The organism is Tardiphaga sp. 20_F10_N6_6 (assembly GCF_052076045.1).
GTDB classification, from domain to species: domain Bacteria; phylum Pseudomonadota; class Alphaproteobacteria; order Rhizobiales; family Xanthobacteraceae; genus Tardiphaga; species Tardiphaga robiniae.
Genome location: NZ_CP197239.1, coordinates 410,873 through 428,694 on the forward strand (window position 1 = coordinate 410,873; position 17,822 = coordinate 428,694).

Annotated in this window: 21 protein-coding genes and 1 tRNA gene; 14 read left to right on the forward strand and 8 right to left on the reverse strand. The window is 61.6% G+C overall.

Going from position 1 to position 17,822, the window contains the following annotated elements; all coding sequences use genetic code 11:
• Nucleotides 1–12: 12 nt before the first annotated feature.
• Nucleotides 13–1,023, forward strand: coding sequence for a bile acid:sodium symporter family protein (locus AB7813_RS01785; RefSeq protein ID WP_439083599.1), 1,011 nt, complete (start codon nucleotides 13–15; stop codon nucleotides 1,021–1,023).
• A gap of 80 nt (nucleotides 1,024–1,103) precedes the next feature.
• Here AB7813_RS01785 and AB7813_RS01790 read toward each other — a convergent pair whose 3' ends face one another.
• The gene (locus AB7813_RS01790) at nucleotides 1,104–2,231 is read right to left on the reverse strand and encodes an S-(hydroxymethyl)glutathione dehydrogenase/class III alcohol dehydrogenase (RefSeq protein WP_120291114.1); all 1,128 of its coding nucleotides are present in this window, start codon (nucleotides 2,229–2,231) and stop codon (nucleotides 1,104–1,106) included.
• A 101-nt stretch (nucleotides 2,232–2,332) separates the two neighbouring features.
• Between AB7813_RS01790 and AB7813_RS01795 the strand changes: the two genes are divergently transcribed.
• Nucleotides 2,333–3,220, forward strand: coding sequence for a DMT family transporter (locus AB7813_RS01795; RefSeq protein WP_439063650.1), 888 nt, complete (start codon nucleotides 2,333–2,335; stop codon nucleotides 3,218–3,220).
• Nucleotides 3,221–3,302: 82 nt separating this feature from the next.
• Here the strand turns inward: AB7813_RS01795 and AB7813_RS01800 are convergent, their stop codons facing one another.
• Both AB7813_RS01800 and AB7813_RS01805 read right to left on the reverse strand, forming a co-directional pair.
• Nucleotides 3,303–3,665: a hypothetical protein gene (locus tag AB7813_RS01800; protein WP_068730647.1), complete on the reverse strand. Its 363-nt coding sequence runs from the start codon at nucleotides 3,663–3,665 to the stop codon at nucleotides 3,303–3,305.
• A 74-nt stretch (nucleotides 3,666–3,739) separates the two neighbouring features.
• Complete coding sequence (locus AB7813_RS01805; RefSeq protein ID WP_441227874.1) at nucleotides 3,740–5,236, reverse strand: cryptochrome/photolyase family protein; 1,497 nt, start codon at nucleotides 5,234–5,236, stop codon at nucleotides 3,740–3,742.
• A gap of 23 nt (nucleotides 5,237–5,259) precedes the next feature.
• Here AB7813_RS01805 and AB7813_RS01810 point away from each other — a divergent pair, with 23 nt between their 5' ends.
• Entirely contained in the window at nucleotides 5,260–5,481 is a 222-nt protein-coding gene (locus AB7813_RS01810; RefSeq protein WP_309944384.1) for a hypothetical protein, read from the forward strand.
• A 99-nt stretch (nucleotides 5,482–5,580) separates the two neighbouring features.
• On the opposite strand, the gene AB7813_RS01815 is transcribed toward AB7813_RS01810, so the two are convergent.
• Entirely contained in the window at nucleotides 5,581–6,240 is a 660-nt protein-coding gene (locus AB7813_RS01815) for a peroxiredoxin (protein ID WP_089267220.1), read from the reverse strand.
• A 67-nt stretch (nucleotides 6,241–6,307) separates the two neighbouring features.
• On the opposite strand from AB7813_RS01815, the gene AB7813_RS01820 reads away from it, so the two are divergent.
• From AB7813_RS01820 to AB7813_RS01835, 4 genes are all read left to right on the forward strand, one after another.
• Nucleotides 6,308–6,523 carry a hypothetical protein gene (locus AB7813_RS01820; RefSeq protein ID WP_231080894.1) on the forward strand — a complete coding sequence of 72 codons (216 nt, stop codon included), beginning with the start codon at nucleotides 6,308–6,310 and terminating at the stop codon, nucleotides 6,521–6,523.
• Between the two features lie 100 nt (nucleotides 6,524–6,623).
• Complete coding sequence (locus AB7813_RS01825; RefSeq protein ID WP_089267327.1) at nucleotides 6,624–7,190, forward strand: hypothetical protein; 567 nt, start codon at nucleotides 6,624–6,626, stop codon at nucleotides 7,188–7,190.
• A 95-nt stretch (nucleotides 7,191–7,285) separates the two neighbouring features.
• Nucleotides 7,286–7,588 carry a type II toxin-antitoxin system HigB family toxin gene (locus AB7813_RS01830; protein ID WP_439083598.1) on the forward strand — a complete coding sequence of 101 codons (303 nt, stop codon included), beginning with the start codon at nucleotides 7,286–7,288 and terminating at the stop codon, nucleotides 7,586–7,588.
• 10 nt (nucleotides 7,589–7,598) lie between these two features.
• Nucleotides 7,599–7,970 carry a helix-turn-helix domain-containing protein gene (locus AB7813_RS01835; protein WP_439063653.1) on the forward strand — a complete coding sequence of 124 codons (372 nt, stop codon included), beginning with the start codon at nucleotides 7,599–7,601 and terminating at the stop codon, nucleotides 7,968–7,970.
• A gap of 48 nt (nucleotides 7,971–8,018) precedes the next feature.
• On the opposite strand, the gene AB7813_RS01840 is transcribed toward AB7813_RS01835, so the two are convergent.
• The gene (locus AB7813_RS01840) at nucleotides 8,019–9,848 is read right to left on the reverse strand and encodes an alkaline phosphatase family protein (protein WP_439083597.1); all 1,830 of its coding nucleotides are present in this window, start codon (nucleotides 9,846–9,848) and stop codon (nucleotides 8,019–8,021) included.
• Between the two features lie 156 nt (nucleotides 9,849–10,004).
• On the opposite strand from AB7813_RS01840, the gene AB7813_RS01845 reads away from it, so the two are divergent.
• Genes AB7813_RS01845 through AB7813_RS01855 form a run of 3 tightly spaced genes read left to right on the forward strand, consistent with a single transcriptional unit; the run spans nucleotide 10,005 to nucleotide 13,183 of the window.
• Nucleotides 10,005–12,020, forward strand: a complete 2,016-nt coding sequence (locus AB7813_RS01845) for an acetyl-CoA carboxylase biotin carboxylase subunit (protein WP_439063655.1) — start codon at nucleotides 10,005–10,007, stop codon at nucleotides 12,018–12,020.
• Nucleotides 12,021–12,076: 56 nt separating this feature from the next.
• Nucleotides 12,077–12,883, forward strand: coding sequence for an isocitrate lyase/PEP mutase family protein (locus AB7813_RS01850; RefSeq protein WP_175367515.1), 807 nt, complete (start codon nucleotides 12,077–12,079; stop codon nucleotides 12,881–12,883).
• Entirely contained in the window at nucleotides 12,884–13,183 is a 300-nt protein-coding gene (locus tag AB7813_RS01855; RefSeq protein WP_175367327.1) for an acylphosphatase, read from the forward strand. It abuts the gene before it with no gap.
• A gap of 15 nt (nucleotides 13,184–13,198) precedes the next feature.
• Here AB7813_RS01855 and lipB read toward each other — a convergent pair whose 3' ends face one another.
• Complete coding sequence (lipB, locus tag AB7813_RS01860) at nucleotides 13,199–13,927, reverse strand: lipoyl(octanoyl) transferase LipB (RefSeq protein ID WP_175367326.1); 729 nt, start codon at nucleotides 13,925–13,927, stop codon at nucleotides 13,199–13,201.
• A gap of 81 nt (nucleotides 13,928–14,008) precedes the next feature.
• Here lipB and AB7813_RS01865 point away from each other — a divergent pair, with 81 nt between their 5' ends.
• From AB7813_RS01865 to AB7813_RS01875, 3 genes are all read left to right on the forward strand, one after another.
• Nucleotides 14,009–14,251, forward strand: a complete 243-nt coding sequence (locus tag AB7813_RS01865) for a FliM/FliN family flagellar motor switch protein (RefSeq protein ID WP_068730739.1) — start codon at nucleotides 14,009–14,011, stop codon at nucleotides 14,249–14,251.
• A gap of 101 nt (nucleotides 14,252–14,352) precedes the next feature.
• Nucleotides 14,353–14,437, forward strand: a tRNA-Leu gene (locus AB7813_RS01870).
• A gap of 366 nt (nucleotides 14,438–14,803) precedes the next feature.
• Nucleotides 14,804–15,211, forward strand: a complete 408-nt coding sequence (locus AB7813_RS01875) for a hypothetical protein (protein ID WP_139285848.1) — start codon at nucleotides 14,804–14,806, stop codon at nucleotides 15,209–15,211.
• A 27-nt stretch (nucleotides 15,212–15,238) separates the two neighbouring features.
• Here AB7813_RS01875 and AB7813_RS01880 read toward each other — a convergent pair whose 3' ends face one another.
• Nucleotides 15,239–15,667: a hypothetical protein gene (locus tag AB7813_RS01880; protein ID WP_184515913.1), complete on the reverse strand. Its 429-nt coding sequence runs from the start codon at nucleotides 15,665–15,667 to the stop codon at nucleotides 15,239–15,241.
• A 124-nt stretch (nucleotides 15,668–15,791) separates the two neighbouring features.
• Nucleotides 15,792–16,988 carry an MFS transporter gene (locus AB7813_RS01885; protein ID WP_439063656.1) on the reverse strand — a complete coding sequence of 399 codons (1,197 nt, stop codon included), beginning with the start codon at nucleotides 16,986–16,988 and terminating at the stop codon, nucleotides 15,792–15,794.
• A gap of 448 nt (nucleotides 16,989–17,436) precedes the next feature.
• On the opposite strand from AB7813_RS01885, the gene AB7813_RS01890 reads away from it, so the two are divergent.
• Entirely contained in the window at nucleotides 17,437–17,811 is a 375-nt protein-coding gene (locus AB7813_RS01890) for a hypothetical protein (protein WP_175367323.1), read from the forward strand.
• Nucleotides 17,812–17,822: the final 11 nt, after the last annotated feature.

The window sequence follows — 17,822 nt, forward strand, 5'->3', positions numbered from 1 at the left end:
AGGCTCATCGCTATGATCACACGCCGCCATATCAAATTACCGGTCGATCAATTCCTGTTGTGGCTGACAGCAACAGTCGCGCTGGCTGCCGTGCTGCCCGCGCGCGGCGATGCCGCTGTCTATGTCGATCACATCGTCACCGCTGCTGTGGCGCTCCTCTTCCTGCTCTATGGCGCGCGCCTGTCGCCGACCGCCGTGAAGGAGGGCCTGCTGCATTGGCGGCTGCAGTCGATGGTGTTCTCCAGCACCTATCTTCTGTTTCCGCTCGTTGGCGTTGCGGCGAGTCTCGCGCTGCGTCCGTATTTGCCAGCCGACCTCGCCACCGGTCTTCTCTTCATGTGTCTGCTGCCGTCCACCGTACAATCATCTATCGCCTTCACCGCGATCGCGCGCGGGAATGTCCCGGCGGCGTTGTGCAGCGCATCAGTCTCCAATCTTCTCGGCGTCGTGCTCACGCCGATCCTGGTTGCGCTGTTGCTGTCTTCGGCAGGCAGCGGATTCTCCATCGTGGCGTTTGAGGAGATTGCCGCGCAGATCGTCGCGCCCTTCGTGGTCGGGCAGTTGATCCGCCCCTGGGTCGGTGCGTGGTTGCTCTCCCATTCGCGTCTCACCTCGGCGGTCGATCGCGGCTCCGTGCTGCTCATCGTCTATGCCGCCTTCAGCGCCGGCATGGTCGAGGGAATCTGGGGCCAGCTCTCGGTCGGCACTCTCGCAGGGGTTCTCGCCATCGATCTGGCGGTGCTTGCAGTTGTGATCGTCTCGACAATGCTGGCTAGCCGCTGGATGGGCTTCTCGACCGAGGATGAGATCGCCATTGTCTTCTGCGGATCAAAGAAGAGCATGGCGAGCGGCATTCCGATGGCCGCGATCCTTTTCCCGGGTCACGCCCTCGGCCTGATCGTGCTGCCGATCATGCTGTTTCATCAGGCTCAATTGTTCGTCTGCGCGATCCTTGCGCGGCGCTATGCGAGGCGCCGGGCTGAGCAGGGTATCGAAGGCGAAGCCGCGATGCTGCCGACGTGAGGCGTCGCTCGCTGGGTTGATGATGGCGCGCGAAGCTCGTTGGCTGCGTGCGCCATCCTTATTCAGAGCGGCAGATGCGCTTAAAACGTCACCACACCGCGGATACTCTCCCCGCGCTTCATCAGATCAAACCCCTTGTTGATGTCACTGAGCGGCATCACGTGGGTGATCATCGGGTCGATCTGGATCTTGCCCTGCATGTACCAGTCGACGATTTTCGGCACGTCGGTGCGGCCGCGGGCGCCGCCGAAAGCCGAGCCGCGCCAGACGCGGCCGGTCACCAGCTGGAACGGGCGTGTCGAGATTTCAGCGCCGGCCGGCGCCACGCCGATGACGATGGATTCGCCCCAGCCGCGGTGGCAGGCTTCCAGCGCCTGACGCATGACCGTGACATTGCCGGTGCAATCGAAGGTGTAATCGGCGCCGCCGATCTGGTCAGCGCCGCGTTTGGTCATGTCGATGAGATGTGGGACCAGATCCTTGCCCAACTCCTTCGGGTTAACGAAGTGAGTCATGCCGAAGCGCTCGCCCCAGGCCTTTCGGTCATTATTGATGTCGACGCCGATGATCATGTCGGCGCCGGCGAGCCGCAGGCCCTGCAGCACGTTGAGGCCGATGCCGCCGAGGCCGAACACGATCGCCTTGGCGCCTTGCTCGACCTTGGCGGTGTTGAACACAGCGCCGATGCCGGTGGTGACGCCGCAGCCGATATAGCAGACCTTGTCGAACGGCGCGTCCTCGCGGATTTTCGCCACCGCGATCTCGGGCAGCACGGTGTAATTCGCGAAGGTCGAGGTACCCATATAGTGGTGAACAGGCTTGCCCTCGAGCGAGAAGCGCGAGGTGCCGTCGGGCATCAGGCCCTGACCCTGCGTCGCGCGAATGGATGTGCAGAGATTGGTCTTGCGCGACAGGCATGACGGGCACTGGCGGCATTCCGGCGTGTAGAGCGGGATGACATGGTCACCCTTCTTCACGGAGGTGACGCCGCGGCCGACATCGACGACGACGCCGGCGCCTTCATGGCCGAGGATCGCCGGAAACAGACCTTCGGGATCGGCGCCCGACAAGGTGAACTCGTCGGTGTGGCAGATGCCGGTGGCCTTGATCTCGATCAGCACTTCGCCGTCGCGCGGACCTTCGAGCTGAACGGTGGTGATCTCCAGCGGCTTCCCGGCACTGATGGCAACGGCGGCGCGAACGTCCATGGCAAATTCCTTCGGTAATGGTCTCGGTGTCGTGATGTCAGGCGGCAGGTCCGCGCAAACAGCCATTGCCGCTTAGCACATGATGGGGCACTGAGCAGCCCATGAAACAGGTTCAGAAAAGCGATCTTGAAATCCTGATCGGACGCGCCGCACCCATCGTCTTCGTGCTGCTGTGGAGCACCGGTTTCATCGGCACCAAGTATGTGCTGAACGGCGCTGAACCTCTGACCTATCTCACCGTGCGCATGATGCTGGTGGTCGCGATCATGGCGGTGATCGTCGCATGGGTGCGTCCGGCGTGGCCGGATCGCGCGGTCATCGGCCACAGCATCATCGCCGGGCTGCTGGTGCAGGGGCTTTATCTCGCCGGCACTGTGTTTGCGGTCGCGCACAAGGTCCCGGTCGGTCTGTCGGCGCTCATCCCGGGCCTGCAGCCGATCCTCACCTCGATCCTCGCCAGTCGGTTTCTCGGCGAGCGCGTCACGCCGCTGCAATGGGGCGGGGTGGCGCTCGGTCTCGCCGGCGTGTTGCTGATCCTGCATGGTCGGCCGATGACGGGCGAGGCGGGCTGGGGCTGGTTCGCGTCCGCCATTTCGCTGATCACGATCACCGTCGGCACGCTCTATCAGAAGCGCTATTGCGGCGGCATCGACTGGCGCACGGGCAGCTTCATTCAGCAACTCGCAGCAATGGTCATGCTCGGCATCGGCGCGTGGGCCCTTGAGACCAATGTGATCCACTGGTCGGCGGAGTTCGTGCTGTCGGTGGTGTGGCTCGCGGTGGTGCTGTCGATCGGCACCGTCGGGCTGCTCTACTGGCTGCTGCGGCGCCAGGCCTCGAGCCAGGTGGCGAGTCTGTTCTATCTGGTGCCGGCCGTGACGGCGCTGATGGCGTTCGTTCTGTTTGGTGAAAAGCTCGATGCCGTTGCCATCATCGGCATGATTGCCTGCGGCGCTGCGGTATTGCTGGTCAACCGCGCCAGGGCCTGACGCCATCCTGCGTCAATCCAGACCCCGGACATGAAAAAGCCTCCGGGCTTGGACCCGGAGGCTTTCACATCTGCGAAGAAGCTTACTTCTTCTTGGCAGCCTTCTTGGCCTTCTTGGCCTTCTTCGGAGCGGCCTTCTTGGCGGCCTTCTTCACGGTCTTCTTGGCAGCCTTCTTCACGGTCTTCTTGGCGGCCTTCTTGACGGTCTTCTTCACTGCTTTCTTAGCCATTGGTCTCGCTTTCTGGGTTTTCTTCTTTGAAGATTTCTTCGCAGAAGTTTTCTTGGTGGACTTCTTCGTCTTCTTAGCCGGGGTCACTTTCTTTGCGACTTTCTTTGCGGCCTTCTTGACCTTCTTCGCCACCGAGGTGGCGACTTCCTTAGTCGCGTCGGCTGCGCTGCTAAGCGCGTCCGTCACTTGCTCCAGGACTGGAGTGTCGTCGTTCATAGCATCCCCCAACATTGTCGACTTTTTCACGTTAGTCCGATTCGGGCGCGTGTTGAAGAGTGTGTCATCGACAGTCAACTATTTCGTATCGTTGTGTACGCCTTTAATGCGCGCTCGCGACCGACTTTGTGATCGACGATCGGCGACGGATAGTCTTTGCCTAAAGTGATTCCCGCGTTTTTGAGTTCGAGCGGTGAAGCCGTCCAAGGCTGATGAATCTGTTTTGTGGATAGTTCTGTCAGTTCGGGTATCCAGCGCCTGACATAGACACCACCGGGATCGAACTTCTCACCCTGCAGGATCGGATTGAAGACGCGGAAGTAGGGTGCTGCGTCCGCGCCGGAGCCTGCGACCCACTGCCAGTTGGCGGGATTGCTGCCTGCATCGGCGTCGACAAGCGTATCCCAGAACCACTTCTCGCCCTCGCGCCAGTCGATGAGCAGATGTTTGACGAGGAAAGATGCGACCACCATGCGTACGCGATTGTGCATCACACCGGTGTGCCAGAGCTCGCGCATGCCCGCATCGACGATCGGATAGCCGGTCAGACCGCGTTGCCACGCGCGCAGCGCCTTGCGATCGGTCTTCCATGGGAACTCATCGAACGATGATTGCAGATTGCGCGTGGCCAAATCGGGAACATCGAATAGCAGATGGCGGCAGAACTCGCGCCAGCCGACTTCACTCATGAACTTTGCGATGTCGCTGCTGTGCGGCGGATGTTCTGCAGCTGCGAAATGCGCGGCAGTCCAGATCTGTCGCGGACTGATCTCGCCGAAGCGTAGATGCGGCGACAGGCGCGACGTGATCTCCCGGTCGGGCCGATCGCGGTCGCTGCTATAGCCCGCGATCTCCTTGAGGAAACGCTTGAGATGTTTCTGCGCCGCAGCTTCGCCGGGCCTCCACGTCTCACGCAGACCGCCGGCCCAGTCGGGCTTCGATGGCTCTAGCGCCCAGTCGGCGAGCTTGTCGCTCTTCACTTTCGGTGCGGGTATGAGTTTCTTCGGCGCCGGTACCGGCTTCGCCGGTTCGCCCATCGCCTGAACGCGCCGCCAGAACGGTGTGAACACGCGCAGGCCGCGGCTCTCCTTGCTGCCGGTCTCCTTGGCGCGGATTGTCGCAGGATGCGCCAGCAGGTCACCCGGAAAGCTCTGCGTGCCGATATCGAGATCGGCAAGCGCTTCGGTAACGCCATCGGCGACCGCGAGATGCGGCGCCTGCGCGATCTCGTTCCAGAAGACGTGGCTGGCATCGACTGCGCGCGCCACATCGACAATGACGTCGGCCGCAGCGCCCTTGCGCAGCACCAGTGTGCCGCCGATGGCGTCGAGGCTTGCGCTGAGTGCGCGCAGCGACTGCGCCAGCCACCACCTCGTCGCGCCGCCCATCGGCCGCGCCTGCGGTGGCTTCAATGCCTTGCTCTGTTCATCGAGGATATAAAGGCAGATCACCGGCGCATTACGTCTGGCTGCGGCATGAAGGGCAGGGTGATCGGACAGACGAAGTTCGTCGCGAAACCAGACGACGATAGGTGCCTGCGTCGGTGTTGAGGTCGAAGATTGATCGGTCATCACTCATCCAACGCGGATGTCGGGTGATTGATCCGGCCGCGAATACCGCGAGAGGCTTTGCAACCCTGCGCGTGCTGGCGCGTAGTATCAGGACATTTATTACCGAATTGGTACTGGAAGTTATTTCGAACCGATACGCCGTTCTCTGGGTGACGACGTCGATCGTCATGCCGCCGCTGGATCTGCTCTTCCTCGGTTTCGTCGCGAGAGCTCCCCGCAAGGACGTGGAGAAGGCGCCCCCATGACGACGGAGAGTGCCTGCAGCATCGATTCGACGGGGCAAAGAAAAGAGGCGCCGCGATCTCTCGCGACGCCTCTTTCGTTCTTGCAAATCAGTCGCAGCGTTACTTCGGCTGCGGCACGATGCGGATATAAGGCTTCGGTTCTTTCCAGCCATTCGGATAGATCGTCTTGGCTTCGTCGTTGGTGACGGAGCCGGCGATGATGACGTCCTCGCCATGCTTCCAGTCGGCCGGCGTAGCGACGCGATGCTTGGCGGTCATCTGCAGTGAATCGATTACGCGCAGGATTTCCTGGAAGTTGCGGCCGGTGGTCATCGGATAGACCAGCACCAGTTTGATCTTCTTGTCCGGTCCGATGATGAAGACGTTGCGCACGGTGGCGTTGTCCGCGGCGGTGCGGCTGTCGGCATCGCCCGCCACGTCGGCGGGAAGCATGTTGTAGAGCTTCGAGACCTTGAGGTCGGTGTCGCCGATCATCGGGAAGGTCGGGCGGGCGCCCTGGGTTTCGTTAATATCGTCGACCCACAGCGCGTGCTTGTGCACGGGGTCGACGCTGAGGCCGATCAGCTTGACGCCGCGCTTGTCGAATTCCGGCTGCAGCTTGGCAAGCGCGCCGAGCTCGGTGGTGCAGACCGGGGTGAAGTCCTTCGGATGCGAGAACAAAAGAGCCCAGCTATCGCCGATCCAGTCATGGAACTTGATGCGGCCAGCCGTGGTTTCGGCCTCGAAATCGGGGGCGACGGCGTTGATCTGGAGCGTCATGATGGACCTCATGTCATTCTGATTACAGATGAATTTCGTGGGCCATTATAAAGGCGCACGCTGGTAAATGGAACTGTCCGGCAAAAAGGACAAGAACTTTCTTCAAATTTGGCGCGCACTGGCATTCAGTTTCACGCAAGGCGGCTGCGGCAAAATACCCACGCAACATGATGTTATCGGATGCCGTGATGTTGCCTCCCGCGCGGCGCAATCCCGCCTGACCGCATCGCCACATCTGATCGAACCCAGCAGCGTCTCGGCGCGACTGAACTGCAACGGTTAGGGATAAGAAGAACTCCTGTCCATCTCTTAACCGAGCGTTAAGTCGCCCATGGAATTGCTGGGCTATGTTGAGAAATATGCTGCAAACAGAAGAGCTTGAAATGTCATCCGCTGCCGCTGCCGACGTATTCGGCGCCATCGAAACGTCCTCCATCAACGATCATCGCGCTGCGGCGCAGGCCCTCGCCGTCGTGCGCGACGGCGTCATCACCGGCGAAGGCCCGACCACCCGTGGCCGTATCCATTTCTCCCGTGCGCTCGATGCCGATGACGCCGCCTGGTGCGAGCGCATCCTGGGTGCGTCGGCACTGGCCAGCCAGCCGGTCAGCCGCGACGAGGCCGAGGCACTGTTTGCGATCAACGAAGCGGCGGCCGAGCGCAGCGATGACGGACGTTTCGATGACCTGTTCGCCAAGGCTGTCGTGCATCACGCTGCGTCCGCGTCGGGCCTGCCGGTGCCGCCGCGTGCGGTGGCGCTGTCGCCCGATGTTGCCATCGAGACCTGGGCGCCGACCAAGGCCGTTGGCGTGAATATCGAAGTGCTCGAATGGATCGCGTCGCAGATGCGCGCCAAGCGCGTCAGCAATGCCGCCGTCATGACACTGGTCACGACCGTGGTCGGCGCCGCGACGCTGCAACTGCCGAACGTGTTCGACATCGGCATGTAAGCCGGTCGAAGATCGTCAGAATACGAAAACGGCGGAGCGTGGCTCCGCCGTTTTTTTGTTGCGAGGTTCCCGTTTTGGGAACATAATTTATAATCATGAGGATCATTGCGTGGAGCGTTCTTGCCTCATATGCGCAAACGCATCCCGAGACCAAGGCATCGCTGCACCGGTGGAGATCGCTGGTGCGTGCTGCCGCATGGGGCTCGATGGAGGATGTCCGGTTGGCAGCTCCGGGCGCGAAGATTCTAAATGGAGAACGCGTCAGGTTTGAAGTTACTGGCGGCAATTTTCGGATGATCGTCGCTTTCGATTTTCGCAGATGCATCGCGTTCATCAAATTCATTGGTTCGCACGCCGAATATGATCGCATCGATGCTTTGACAGTTTCGCAGTTCTAGGAAGCAGGCCATGGATATCCGCCCCATTCGGAATGACGACGATCATATGGCCGCCTTGCGCGAGATCGAGAGACTGTGGGGCGCTGCCACAGGTACGGATGACGGCGATAAGCTCGATGTCCTCGCAACACTCGTCGAGAAATATGAAGAGACGCGCTGGCCTTCTGTCGACGCATCCGATCCCGTCGATCTGTTGAATTATGCGATCGATGAACTCGGTCATACTCAGGCAGAGTTGGCCGAACTGCTCGGCTCGCGATCACGCGCGTCCGAATTGCTCAATCGCCGTCGACCGCTGACGGTCGAGATGATCCACAAGATCAGCGAAGCGTGGAAGATTCCTGCCGAGCTTCTGGTGCGGCCTATCCGATCTGCCGCTTGACAGAAAACGGCGGAGCGTGGCTCCGCCGTTTTTTGTTTGGGCTGTCGATTACTTCGCGTCGAGGCCGACAGTCCGGCCCGGGAAACCGGCGACATCGAAATATTTGTGCTCGCCGACCTTCTGCAATTGCAGCACCGTGACCAGACCCTGATCGTCAGGCGCCGAACGCATCACGTCGGTCGTTGCCGTCGGCGTTTCGCCAGTCACCGTCGCTTCACTCATCACGCGGCCGATCAGGCTGCCTTTGGACTCGCGCTTGAGGCCGAGCAGATGCGCGGCAGTCATGCCGGTATCGGCATTGCTGACCGGCAGGGGATCGACGAAGCCGGCTTTGAAGTCCGGACCGATCGCCGCCATGAAGTTGTGGGTATCGCCGCGCCCGAACGAACCATGCATGCCCTGACCCTGACGCAGCACGGTGTCTGCGATCTCGACCTGGCACGCCGCCGGCTCTTCGCAGCCCTCCGAATAGGAGCGGAATGAGACGACGATCGCGGGATGCGGCGTGACGGCTTTGCCGGACAGGTTGATCGACGACAGTGGCAGCGCGCCGGGGAAGGAGCCCAGCGAGTCCTCCACGAAGATGCCGCTGATGTAATCCTGCTTCAGCAGCGCCTTCACGGTGCGGCCGGCGAGGACCTTGTCGCCGGTCGGCAGATAGATCAGGTCGGAGCCGCCATTGGTGGCGATGATCAGCTCGGGCTTGTCCTTGTCCTTGCCGATATAGGCGTTGCCGGCCTTCGGATACGCATTGTCGGCAACGGCGGCGAATTTGTCGTTGGGATCGAACAGCGGCAGGTCGAGCGACTTGGCGAGATCGATGGCCAGGAAGCCCAGCGGCAGGAAGCCTTCCGGCGTATCCGCATAGGTGCCCTTGATGGTCGCCGAGGTCTTGCTCTCCTTGGAGATCGTCGAGAAGCCGTGATCCGCCGAGATCATGATGTTGGTATTGGCACTGAGCCCAAGATCGTCGAGCGTCTTGCGCAGCTGCGCGAGATTGTCGTCGGCGTTCTTGATCGAGGCGAGTGAGGAAGGGCCGTTGATGCCGGGCGTCACCTTGTTGAGGCTGTCGCCCTGGTTGTGCTGGGTGCCATCGGGATCGCGCGACCAGAAGATGAGCACGAACGGCTTGTTGCGCGCCTTGAACATCGGCAGCACCATTTTGCTCGCGACATCGGCCATATAGGCCTGCTGCTTGATATTGGCTTCCGTGGTGCCGGGCGTCTTGGCGTCGCCCGCCTTGCCATTGTCGCCGCGGCCGGGTGTTTCCACCGCGAGGCCAGCCTTCGCGAGAGCGTCCTTCATCTCATCCGACAGGGGGATGCCGAGCAGCTTGCCTGCTTTGTCGATGCCGCCGGTCTGGTCGTCGATGGTGATCGTCTCCTTGCCGGTGCGTTCGGTGTGATCGAACATCAGCGTCGGGCCGACCTTGCCGATCGCGGCGGTGGAATAGCCGGCCTTGCGCGCGGCCTTCAGCAGCGTTTCCTCATTGAGGTAGTCGCCGTTGAACTGCTCGTCGAGATCGCCCAGTACTTGGTCGTGTTCGATGAAGGGGATCGGGCTGTTGTTCTGCACCGGGGTGGGGTGGCCGGTATAGATCGAGTTCGAGAATACGCCGGTATCGCCGAGATAATGGCCGGACGCCATGCCCGACGCATTGGCCATGGTGAAGGTCGGAAACAGCGAATGCGAGTTCCGGAAATTGACGCCCTTATCCCGCACTGCGGACATCGCAGGCGCCGTTTCCGGCGTCACTTTCAGCGCCCGAAGCCCATCAGGTACGAACAAAATGAGGTTGCGGGGAGGGCTGTTTTGGGCGAAAGCCGTTGTTGCGGATATAAGAGTAAGACTGAGGGAGAGGATGGTGGCGCAGCGCATGAAAAACCTCGCTTCGAAAGAACTCGGCCGATCCGGTCCAGACGTCTTCTCTAGTTTTTGTCCGCGACAGAATTGTTACGACTGCGGCGCCATGCCACATTGTACCGTCGACCCCATCTTTCCGATCCCGCCTCAAGGTTGCAAGTAAGACAGCTCATGTTCAAAAAAATTCTGATCGCCAATCGCGGCGAGATCGCCTGCCGGGTCATCAAGTCCGCCCGCAAGATGGGTATCAAGACCGTCGCCGTCTATTCCGAAGCCGATCGCGATGCGCTGCATGTCGAGATGGCCGACGAGGCCATGTTCATCGGACCTCCGGCCGCGGCCGAGAGCTATCTCATGATCGAGAAGATCGTCGAAGCCTGCAAGAAGACCGGCGCCGAAGCGGTGCATCCCGGCTACGGCTTCCTGTCCGAGCGAGAAGCCTTCCCACGCGCGCTGGAGGCCGCCGGTATCGTGTTCATCGGCCCCAATCCCGGCGCCATCGCCGCCATGGGCGACAAGATTGAATCCAAGAAGGCGGCAGCCAAGGCCAACGTCTCAACCGTGCCGGGCTATCTCGGTGTCATCACCGACGACAAGCACGCCGTGAAGATCGCCGACGAGATCGGCTATCCCGTGATGATCAAGGCCTCCGCCGGCGGCGGCGGCAAGGGCATGCGCATCGCGCATTCGACTTCGGAAGTGGTCGAGGGTTTCAACCTCGCCAAGGCCGAGGCGAAGTCGTCGTTCGGCGACGACCGTGTCTTTATCGAGAAGTTCATCGTCGATCCCCGCCACATCGAAATCCAGGTGCTCGGCGACAAGCACGGCAACGTGATCTATCTCGGCGAGCGCGAATGCTCGATCCAGCGCCGCAACCAGAAAGTCATCGAGGAGGCGCCGTCGCCGCTGCTCGACGAGACCACCCGCCGCAAGATGGGCGAGCAGGCCGTGGCTCTCGCCAAGGCCGTGAATTACGACAGCGCCGGCACGGTGGAATTCGTCGCCGGCCAGGACAAGAGCTTCTACTTCCTCGAAATGAACACCCGTCTGCAGGTCGAACATCCCGTGACTGAGCTCGTCACCGGCGTCGATCTCGTCGAGCAGATGATCCGTGTCGCTGCCGGCGAGAAGCTGCAGCTTGCGCAGAAGGACGTCACGCTGACCGGCTGGGCTGTGGAGTCCCGCGTCTATGCGGAAGACCCGTTCCGCAACTTTCTGCCGTCCATCGGCCGCCTCGTGAAGTATCGTCCGCCGGCCGAGAGCAAGTCCGACAACATCACCGTGCGCAACGACACCGGTGTGCAGGAGGGCGGCGAGATCTCGATCTATTACGATCCGATGATCGCCAAGCTTGTCACCCACGCCCCGTCGCGCGCCGCCGCCATCGAGGCGCAGTCTCATGCGCTCGACGCGTTTTATATCGACGGTATCAGACACAATATTCCGTTCCTGTCGGCGCTGATGAGCCATCCGCGCTGGCGGGAGGGCAATCTCTCCACCGGCTTCATCGCCGAGGAGTTCCCCAAGGGCTTCGCCGCCAGGGCGCCGGAGGGCGAAGTCGCCCGCCGTATCGCCGCGGTGGCCGCGGCCGTCGACTCCATCTACGGCGAACGCAAGCGGCAGATTTCCGGCCAGTTGATCGGCCGTCCGGTGACCCGTGCGGGTCGCCGCGCCGTGTGGTTGGAGCGCGAGGAGATCGCGCTCGACGTGGCCCGTGACGGCGATGTCGTGACGGTGGCCTTCGTCGGTGCTGACGGCAAGACGGGTGCGCCGCATAAGCTCTCGTCGTCCTGGAAGCCGGGCGTGCCGGTCTGGGAAGGCACCATCGATGGCCATAACGTCGCCATGCAGGTGCGCCCTCAGACGTCGGGCATCCGCATCGCGCATCAGGGTTATGAAGTCGCGGTCAATGTCTTCACCGAGGCGGAGGCTACCGCTGCGCGCCTGATGCCGGTAGGCGTCAAGGCCGACACCGGCAAGAAGCTGCTGTGCCCGATGCCGGGCCTCGTCGTCTCGATTGCCGTGACCGAAGGTCAGGACGTCAAGGCCGGCGAGACCCTCGCCGTTGTGGAGGCGATGAAGATGCAGAACGTGCTCCGCGCCGAACGCGACGGCACCGTCAAGAAAATCCATGCCGCTGCTGGCGCAACGCTGGCGGTGGATGCGCTCATTCTTGAATTCGCGTGACGACCTTCCGGCAACGCCGTTACGGATTGCGGGCGATCCTGTCCGGCGATCGCTGCATGCGTCCGGGATCGGTCTATGACGCGATATCGGTGCGCATCGCCGAAGACCTCGGTTTCGAGGTCGGCATGTTCGGGGGCTCGGCGGCGTCGCTCGCCATTCTCGGCGATCCCGACATCGCGCTGATCACGCTGTCCGAACTCACCGAGCAGATGCGGCGGATGTCGCGCGCCGGCTCGCTGCCGGTGCTGGTCGATGCCGATCACGGTTATGGCAACGCGCTTAATGTCCGCCGCACGGTGGAAGAGCTGGAAGCCGCCGGCGCCGCCGGCCTGACCATCGAGGACACGCTGCTGCCCGCCGCCTTTGGCGAAGCGAAGGCGCAGCTGATCTCTCCGGAAGAGGGGCTCGGCAAGGTCAAGGCTGCACTGAATGCGCGACAGGATCCGGCGCTGGTGATTGTGGGCCGCACCGGCGCCGCCTCCATCACATCCGTGGATGACGCGATTGCGCGTGCCAAATCCTATGAAGCCGCCGGCGTCGATGCAGTGATGTTCACCGGCCTCAAGAGCCGCGCCGAACTGCAAGCGGCAAGCGCTGCGACCACGCTGCCGATCGTGCTCGGCAGTCCCACTGACGACATGGATTGGGATTTCCTCAGCGCCCAGCGCGTCCGCATCGCCATTCAGGGCCATGCGCCGATCTCCGCGGCGACCGCTGCCGTCCATGCGACTCTTAAAGCAGTACGCGAAGGTGCGGGGCCGAAGGAGCTGAAGAATCTTGCCTCAAGCGAGTTGATGGAGAGCGTCACCCGCGGTGCCGTCGTGAAACAGCGCGGCATCGATTTCCTGGGACTCAAGAAATAGATGTGTGGCGTGATCCGTCACGTGATGATCCTCGGCCGCGTGCAGGGCGTTGGCTATCGCTACTGGGCCGGCCAACAAGCCTCGTTGCTCGGCCTCGAAGGCTGGGTGCGCAACCGCCGTGATGGCAGCGTGGAAGCGGTGTTTGCGGGACCCGCCGATATTGTCACTGACATGATCGAGGCGTGTCGCCGTGGTCCAACGGCCGCCCGCGTCGATAGCGTCGTGACAAGCGATGCCACGCCAGACATGCTTGCCCTACGCGTCAACGGCGAGGTGTTCTCGCAATTGCCGACGCTGTAATTCGGATTGCGTCGCTCAGACCGCCGCTTCTGCCGCGAACTGCTCGCTCTCGCCGAACACTTCCCCAAACGCATGCCGCAGTGCCACGTCCACATCCGTCATGGCTACCGGCAGGCCGAGATCGACTAGGCTGGTGACGCCGTAGCGCGGATCGACCACGCCACAGGGCACGATGGCGTCGAAATGCGCGAGGTCCGGTTCCACATTGATGGCGATGCCATGGAACGAGACCCAGCGCCGCAGCCGCACGCCGATGGCGGCGATCTTGTCCTCATATCCTGCGCCCTTGTCGGGCCGGGCGACCCAGACGCCGACCCGGTCCTCGCGCCGTTCGCCCTTCACGTTGAAGGCGTCCAGCGTCCGGATGATCAGGTCTTCCAGCGCCGCCACATAGGCCCGAACGTCCGGCCGGCGCGCCTTCAGGTCGAGCAGCACATAGGCCACCCGCTGGCCGGGGCCGTGATAGGTCACCTGGCCGCCGCGGCCGGTCTCGAACACCGGATACCGGGCATCCAGCAGGTCGTCAGACTTGCCTGACGTGCCGGACGTATAGAGCGGGGGGTGTTCCAGCAGCCAGACCAGTTCCGGCGCGGTGCCGTCGGCAATGGCCGCCGCCCGGGCTTCCATCTCGGCCACGGCGTCCGGATAGGGAATCGGACCATCGGATACCCGCCATTCCACCGGCCGGCCGGGGAGGCCGCGAGAAAACACTGTTAAATCGAGGGTTTGGCGATCATTAACCATTGGCTAACCATAACATGTTGATCTCGCAGGCACCGCAATCTTGCATCTGTGCGATCCTGCATCTGGGAATTTGAGGCCGACGTGCCAACCCTCGATAAAATTACCGTCGATATCATGGTGGTCCTCGGCACCACGTCGATGCCCGTTCATCAGGTGATGCGGCTGAGCCGGGGCGCCATCATCGAACTGGATGCCACAGAGCAGGACGAGGTCAAAATTCTTGCCAATAACCTGCCCGTTGCGTCAGGCGTGGTGATGGTCGATCGCAACCGGATTGCGGTCGAGGTCAAGCAGATGCTGCCACGGTCGCCTGACCACAGATAGGTAGCCCGGAGAGGCCAAGAGGCCTTGTCTCCCCATCATTGGTTTGTTACATCGGCGCCGGTTGATCCGGCCGGGCGATTTGCCCTCGCCGGATTTCTTTAGCGCTCGTGGCGGAATTGGTAGACGCGCTGCCTTGAGGTGGCAGTCCGTAACAGGGTGGGGGTTCGAGTCCCTCCGAGCGCACCACACCTCACACACATCAAAAGACTGCTGCCATATCGGGTAAACGAGCCGGCTTTTCTCATCGTAGGATGATAAGCTGAGATTTGTATTGCGCCCTGACAACTCCGTCCGGGCGACGGCCAGGACCTCGCGCCGTCGGAGCAGGAGCGAACATTCGGTGGTGGTGTGACGTCGCTGTAACTACTAGCGATAGTTTATTAGGACGGAATCGTATAGGTTGGGGATTGGGAGTTTCGTAATCGGAAATCCTTAAAATCGCCGTTGTGGTGATTTGTTCTGCAAACACTTTGAACGTGTACTGTTGCAAGAAAGTGACAAGACTGGACGGATTCTTGCTTTAATCTAGGTTGTGGCTCTGAGGCAGGTCGAATGCAACTTCCGCACAAAATGATTCGAGACCGAGCCTATTTCATCGCTGGTCGCCCGGCCGCCAGTCGCAAATCTCATGATCCGAATATCGAAAGCGCGATCAGGGACGCCGAGTACTATCTCGATAGCCTTCCCGACAATTTCTATCGCCCGTTGATTTCAGGGGCGACGGCAGCGTCACAAGAACAAATATTGGTTCTGACGTGGCTCGTCCAAATGCATGATGAGATGAAAGCGGTCGAAGTGGCTTTTTTGGGAAATGGCATGTGCCGCGTGATGTGGCCGAGCGCCTCATTGACCCGAGAGGTTGAACGGCTATCGGTGAAAGACCTGCTTTCCTTGCATCTTGAAGAAATGGTCAGTCAGTATCGTACTGCTCGTGATCCGGATGAGTGGCTTGTGCAATGAAGGTTTGCTTGAGCTAGTCGCAAAAGGCTAGTTGCAGCCATAGGCCTTCCACAAGTCGCGAAGCGTGCCCTCTGGTAGCTTCCCGCTATTGTGCAGCTTGATGCTGCCCAAGCCGCTACACACACATACTGCCGCGGCACGGTCGGCCTTGTCCTTGCCAGCCTGATTCTTGGCTTTCTTGCGTGCTTCGACCTGTCGGTCCACGCAGCCATTGATCTCGGACACGAGTTGATCAAGGAGTTGGCCTGGGATGATGACAATCGATTTGATTGCGCTGTCGCTCCCCTTCATCGCCAGCACCTCTGCGTTGGTCCCGGATGCGTTTCCCTTAAATTTGTCCAGTGCCTGATCTGTGCTGAGGTTCTGGGTGGCCATCAGGTCTTTCACTGAACGCCCGATGCTGAGCAGCGATGCAAGTATTGAAAGTCCCGAAGCTGCAATGGGCAATTCCAGCATTTCCGTCCTCCAAAAGATTGTCGCTTAAAAGTGTACCTCTCCATCCAATATCAACCAGAAGGAGAGGGCAAGTGCGGCTGTCGATCTTGAGGGGACGGTTGATGCGCAAATGCCGTGCGAGCTCTCAGCCTGACATTGCCAGCACCAGCGCGCAGATCGCCGCGACGGCGCCGATCAGAAACGCCGTCCCATACCCGAAAACGCCCGCCGCATATCCAACTGCCGGCGCGGTCAGCCCGATCGCCAGATCGAAGAAGGCGATAAAATTCGCCACCGCGCGGCCGCGCTGTTCGATGGGCACGCGGCGCGTGGCCTCGACACCCATCGACGGGAAGATCAGCGAGAATCCGATGCCGGTGACCAGCGCGCCGAGCAGCGCCAGCATCGGATTCGTGGACAGCCAGATCAGCGCCTGGCCCAGCGCCTCGATGGCCAGCGATGTCATCGCGACGCGCGCGCCGCCGAACTGGTCGGGCAGGTGGCTGCCGACCAGGCGCACGAAGATGAATCCGGTCGAGAAGGCGGCGAGGGCGATGCCGGCGCCGGACCAGCCGCGTTCGACATAGGTCAGCGCCAGAAAGCCGGTGATCCCCGCGAAGGGGATGGTGGCCAGAAACAAGACCGTGCCGGAACGCCAGATCAGTCCGATCACCTTGTAGAACGGCGTGCGTTCGGTGCTGCCCGACACAGGCACGTCGGGGATGGCGTAGGCGATCCCCAGTGCGATCAGTGGCGAGATCGCCGCCAGCACGCCGACGCCGGCAAAGCCGATCGATGCATAGACCGCGAGGCCGATCGGTGCGCCCAATCCAATCGCCGAATACATGGCGATGCCCTGCCATGACATCACCAGACCGGTGCGGTGCGGGCCGAGCCGTCCGATGCACCAGCTCATGGCGCCGGTGATGAACAGGCTTTCGCCGAAGCCGAGCGCGACGCGGCCGATCAGCAGCAGCGTGAGCTTGCCTTCGCTCGGCAGCGGCAGGGCGGCAGCAAGCAGATAGAACAGGCCGGCCAGCGCCGATAGCGGCAGGCCGAGCCGGATCGCGTAGCGCGCGCCGTGATGGTCGCTGAGCGTGCCGGCGCGGTGGCGGGTGAGCACGGTCACCACCGACTGGATGCCGATGGCGAAGCCGATCACGCCGGCTGAGAAACCGAGCTGGTCATGGATGTAGAGCGAGATCGGCGGCAGCGGCAAGCCGACCGAGAGGAAGCCGAAAAAGACGATCAGCACCTGCTTGATCAGGCTCTTGCGGTCGTCGCGGTTGAGCGGCGCAGGTTTGGACGCGGTTTTGAATTTTGGGGGAGCGTTCTGATTCATGTCGACGTGCTTTCGAGGCGGCCAGCCACATTGGGGCTGTCCGGAGCTGAGCACGTTGAGTGACGTTAACGCTTACGGCTGGGAGATACCCTGCAAGCGGCTGGTTACGGCGAAGCAGGTTCCTCTGTCAAGGTTGTATAGCGCGGGAAGCGCTGCCGCACGGTCGCGCTATCGCACCGTGTCCGAGCGGGACGCTGTGATCTTGCTATCGAAGCCGCCGCAGACATCATCGCGCCGGGCCGAGCATGCCAGTCGCTCCTCGGCCGGCCGTACCGCGCTGATTGACACGCGCCGTCGTTTGACAAAAGTCCGTTGGCGCGTTGCGGGTAAATCTCCAGATGCATTGCAGTTGTCATCATCCTTTAGCGCTCGGGTAACGACTTGCCAGTAGCAACGCCGCCGTCCGGCAGCTAGACATGGCCGGTAGCGTCGATCTTCCGGAGCGGACATGAAATATCTGAGCTATGCCTACCGTTTCATCTCCAACTTTGCCTTTCTGGCGCTGGTCTATTTCAGCCTGAACTTCGTCGGCGCCTATCAGCAGCGCGCCATCGTGGCGGCGCTGGTGCTGGCCTATGCCGGCATGCGGGCGATCTCGGCGCTGCGCTCCTTCGTCTTCTTCAAGGCGATCGAGAAGCTCGAACTCGAAGCACGCCGGCTTGGTGGATTGGCCGGTGAAGGCCCTTCTGCCGTGTCGTCGCGCAAGGCTGTCGTGAAGGACGTGGTCGAGCAGCGCCAGGCCGGCGAGATGAAGTCCTATATCGACCTGCTGTTCCTCGGCATCATCGTGGTGCTGTGCATCGCCAAGATCGTGGCGAACTAACGCGATCTTTT